The organism is Dietzia sp. SLG310A2-38A2 (assembly GCF_014145095.1).
Taxonomy (GTDB): Bacteria; Actinomycetota; Actinomycetes; order Mycobacteriales; family Mycobacteriaceae; genus Dietzia.
This window is the reverse complement of sequence record NZ_JAALDX010000326.1, coordinates 1-4199: the sequence shown is the minus strand read 5'-3', so window position 1 is coordinate 4199 and position 4199 is coordinate 1. Positions and strand designations below refer to the sequence as shown.

The window sequence follows — 4199 nt, the reverse complement described above, 5'->3', positions numbered from 1 at the left end:
GCTCCGCCGGAGCCCAGAGCCTCACGGGGTCACTGGGCTCCGGCTCCCTGGGATCGTCCGGCGGCACCCCGCCGGACGGCATCCCCTCGGAGCAACGTGAACCGCTCGAGCTACTGCTCCTGGGAACACTCGCCGGCCCGATGGTCGAGAGGACGCGGGTGGGGATCGCGTCAGTCCTCGTGGTCAACGGGGCCGCCTACGTGATCGACTGCGGCCGTTCCTCGGTCACGCAGTACGGGCTCACGGGCCTCGAGCTGGCGGCGATCCGCGACATCTTCCTCACCCACCTGCACGCCGACCACATCGCGGACTACTACAACTTCGCGCTCATCGGTGGGGTGGTCGCCAACGCCGCCGGAGACAAGCTCGCCGGCCCGGTCGGCGTGTACGGCCCGGGCTCGGCGGGCGGGCTCCGACCGCCCAACTACGACTACCCGGACTTCCCTGTGGTCGCCCCTCAGAGTCCGACCCCGGGCACCGCGGAGATGACGCAGCGGCTGGACGAGGCCTACGCGTACACGTCCAACATCTTCCTGCGAGACAACGGCCCCACCGGCGGTCCGCCCGACCCGCGCACGCTGTTCGACGTCCACGAGATCGAGATCCCGGATGTCGGCGCCAGCTATACAGACACCTCCCCGCCGATGGAACCGTTCTTCGTCATGGAGGACGAGAACGTCCGGGTCACCGCGACCCTCGTCCCACACGGGCCGGTCTTCCCCGCGTTCGCCTTCCGCTTCGACACCGCACACGGGTCGGTGACGTTCTCCGGGGACACCAGTCTGAGCGAGAACCTGGACCGGTTGGCGCTCGGCACCGACACGCTCGTGCACGAGGCGATCAACGTGCGCGGCGGGAACCTGCCGCCGCCGCTGGTGGAACACAACCTGGAGTCGCACGTCGAGGTCCAGGTGGTGGGGCAGGTCGCCGAGCGTGCCGGCGCCCGGCGGCTGGTCCTGACGCACCTCGGGGACTACTCCGGCGTCGTCGACGGGCGCCAGTGGCACGACTGGGCCCAGGAGGGCTACGGCGGGGACGTGATCGTGGGCGACGACCTGCAACGGATCGTCCTGGCCACCCGCTGACACCGCCCACCATTGCGATCCCGCAACGTCCGTTCGCGAACCGGTGGCATCCCCCGCCGTCGCTCCTAGCCTGGGGTACACGTGGATCCCGACCACAGCACCGGGAAATCCACGCCGAACACGATCAAGAACACGGTCAAGGAGGAACCATGAGCACCATCGCGATGATCAATTCCCATTCCCATTCGACCGCCGGCCTGAACGTCGAACTGTTGGCGGAGGCGATCGATGCCGCGTCGGCGTGCGCCACCATCTGCACCGCATGCGCTGACGCCTGCCTGGCCGAGGAGTCGGTGGCGGAGCTACGCGACTGCATCCGCACGGATCTCGACTGCGCGGACGTCTGCGCTGCCACGGCATCGGTGTTGAGCCGTCGCACCGGGACCATCTCAGACACGGTCAAGGAGCTGCTCACCGCGTGCCGAGCTGCGTGCGCGACCTGCGCCGACGACTGCGAGGACCACGCCGACATGCACGCCCACTGCGCGATCTGCGCCGAGGCCTGCCGCCGCTGTGAGAAGGCGTGCGCTGAGTTGCTCAGCGCGATCGGGTAACCAACGCGATCGGGTGACCAGCGCGATCGGGAGTCACCGGGTGCCCGGAGCTATCCGCTGACCCGGGCGACCGGCACCTCATCCCGACCGTGCACCACCGTGTCCGGTGCCAGGTCCAGACGCCGCAGCAACTGTGCGTTGACCGCCACCACCACGGTGGACAGCGACATGAGGATCGCCCCGACCGACATCGGCATGATGATCCCCACCGGCGCGAGGACACCGGCGGCCAACGGCACGGAGATCAGGTTGTATCCGCCGGCCCACCACAGGTTCTGCACCATCTTCCGGTAGGTGGCATCGGAGAGCGCGGCCACCGAGACCACCGAGCGGGGATCGTCGGACGCCAGCACGACCCCGGCGGAGGCGATCGCCACGTCGGTGCCGGCGCCGATCGCGATGCCCACGTCGGCCTGCGCCAGCGCGGGAGCGTCGTTGACGCCGTCACCGACCATCGCCACGCGGCACCCCTCCTCCTGCAACTGCCGGACGGTCGAGGCCTTGTCCTCGGGCCGAACTCCTGCGAAGTACCTGTCGATGCCCAACTCCGCCGACACCGCCGCGGCCACGGCCTCGGCGTCGCCGGTGATCATCTGTACCTGGACGCCCCGCTCATGGAGCGCCGCGACGGCCGTCGCCGATTCCGGACGCACCTCGTCGACCAGCTTCAACGCGCCCACCACGGACCGGTCCACGACCACGTGCAGGATGGTCGCCCCCTCCGCGCGCCAGGCGTCCACCGTGCTCTCGCCACCCGCGCCGAGTTCGGCCAGGCCCTCCTGCTCGAGGAGGTACGGCCCGCCCACCCGGACCAGGCGCCCGTCGACCCGTGCCTCGACGCCCACCGCCGGTGACGAGGCGAAGTCCACCCCGTCCGGCACCTCGAGTTCCCGATCCCCGGCCGAGGCCACGATCGCGCGTGCGAGCGGGTGTTCGGAGTCGGACTCGGCGGCCGCGGCCAGGCGCACCACCTCGTCGTGTGTCCACCCCGGCACGACCTCCACGCCCGTGACAGCGGGCGCACCCCTGGTCAGGGTGCCGGTCTTGTCGAACAGCACCACGTCGACGGTGCGCATGCCCTCCAGCGCCAGGCGGTCGGTGATCAGCACGCCGCCGCGGGCCGCGCGTTCGGTGGCGATGGAGACCACCAACGGGATCGCCAGACCCAGCGCGTGCGGGCAGGCAATCACCAGGACCGTGACCGCCCGGGCCACCGCCTGCTCCGAGTTGCCGAGGACCTGCCACGACACCGCCGTCACGGCGGCGACCCCCAGCGCGTACCAGAACAGCCATCCGGCGGTGCGGTCGGCGATCCGCTGGGCCCGCGAGGAGGAGTTCTGGGCCTCGGCGACCAGTCGGCGGATGCCCGCGAGCGTGGTGTCGTCGCCGACGGCCGTCACGCGGATACGCACGCCCGAGTCCGTGGCCACGGTCCCGGCCACCACCTGATCGCCCTCGCCCCTGCGCACGGTGCGGGACTCGCCGGTGATCATGGATTCGTCCATGCTGGCCGAGCCCCGGGTGATCACGCCGTCGGCGGGGACGTTTCCGCCCGGGCGGACGATCACCTCATCGTCGGCGAGCAACTCCCCCGGCTCCACGGTCTCGACACCGCCGGGCGTCACCCGCTCGGCCTGGTCGGGCAGGAGTGAGGCCAGGGAGTCCAGCGCGGACCCGGTCTGGGCGAGCGAGCGCATCTCCACCCAGTGGCCCAGCAGCATGATCACCACCAGCAGCGCCAGCTCCCACCAGAACTCCAGCTCGTGGCCCAGCAGCCCGAGCGTCGAGCCCCAGGAGGCGAGGAAGGCGACGGTGATGCCCAGGCTGATCAGCAGCATCATCCCTGGTTTGCGGGAGCGGAGCTCATCGACGCCGCCGGTCAGGAACGGGCGCCCACCCCAGAGGTACATGACCGTGCCCAGGGCCGGCGCGACCCAGAGTCCCCAGCCGGTGACCTCGTATCCGAGAAGCATGGCGAACATCGGTGAGAACGCGACGGTGGGGATGCCGAGGGCCAGCATGATCCAGAAGAGGCGCCCGTACAGCCGGACGTGATCGGAGTGGTCGTGGTGACCACCCTTCGGGTGATCGGCGTGGCCGTGATGGTCCTCGGCCGGGTGATCCGCGTGATCAGGGTGATCGGCGTGGTCAGGGCGGCCCGGCTGGCCTGCGTCCGGCTCGTGGGCGTGCATGGGATCAGCCTCCTGTCGTGGTGGGGATCGTGATGGTGAAGCGTGCGCCGTGCCCGGGGCCGTCGCTGGCCGCGCTGACGCGGCCGCCGTGCGCCTCCACGAGTGCCCGGGTGATCGCCAGCCCGATGCCGCTGCCCCCGCCGTGTCGGCCGCGGGCGGTGTCCACGCGGTAAAAGCGGTCGAAGAGGTGATCCAGATGGTGCGCGGCCACACCCTCGCCGGTGTCGGTGACCGTGACGGACACCCGGTTCTGCGCCGCTGCGTCGGTTCCGGAGGTCCTGGTGCTGGTGCCGGTGTCGAGCAGGCTGGTGCTGACGGTGACGGAGCCACCGGCAGGAGTGTGCCGCAGCGCGTTGTCCAGCAGGTTC

Annotated in this window: 4 protein-coding genes; 2 read left to right on the top strand and 2 right to left on the bottom strand. The window is 70.7% G+C overall.

Annotated elements, in window-relative coordinates:
* Both G6027_RS11845 and G6027_RS11840 read left to right on the top strand, forming a co-directional pair.
* A partial coding sequence (locus G6027_RS11845; protein ID WP_241727059.1) for an MBL fold metallo-hydrolase occupies positions 1–1085 on the top strand: 1085 nt, incomplete at its 5' end.
* 149 nt (positions 1086–1234) lie between these two features.
* Positions 1235–1639 carry a four-helix bundle copper-binding protein gene (locus G6027_RS11840; protein WP_182637354.1) on the top strand — a complete coding sequence of 135 codons (405 nt, stop codon included), beginning with the start codon at positions 1235–1237 and terminating at the stop codon, positions 1637–1639.
* Positions 1640–1689: 50 nt separating this feature from the next.
* Here the strand turns inward: G6027_RS11840 and G6027_RS11835 are convergent, their stop codons facing one another.
* Both G6027_RS11835 and G6027_RS11830 read right to left on the bottom strand, forming a co-directional pair.
* Positions 1690–3831, bottom strand: coding sequence for a heavy metal translocating P-type ATPase (locus tag G6027_RS11835; RefSeq protein ID WP_182637353.1), 2142 nt, complete (start codon positions 3829–3831; stop codon positions 1690–1692).
* Positions 3832–3835: 4 nt separating this feature from the next.
* Positions 3836–4199 (bottom strand): ATP-binding protein (locus G6027_RS11830; RefSeq protein WP_182637352.1); only part of this gene is annotated, 364 nt, incomplete at its 5' end.

What these genes read in the sequence shown, in the direction of transcription:
- G6027_RS11840 (WP_182637354.1), top strand. Translation starts at nt 1,235, where the DNA reads ATGAGCACCATCGCGATGATCAATTCCCATTCCCATTCGACCGCCGGC.
- G6027_RS11835 (WP_182637353.1), bottom strand. Translation starts at nt 3,831, where the DNA reads ATGCACGCCCACGAGCCGGACGCAGGCCAGCCGGGCCGCCCTGACCAC.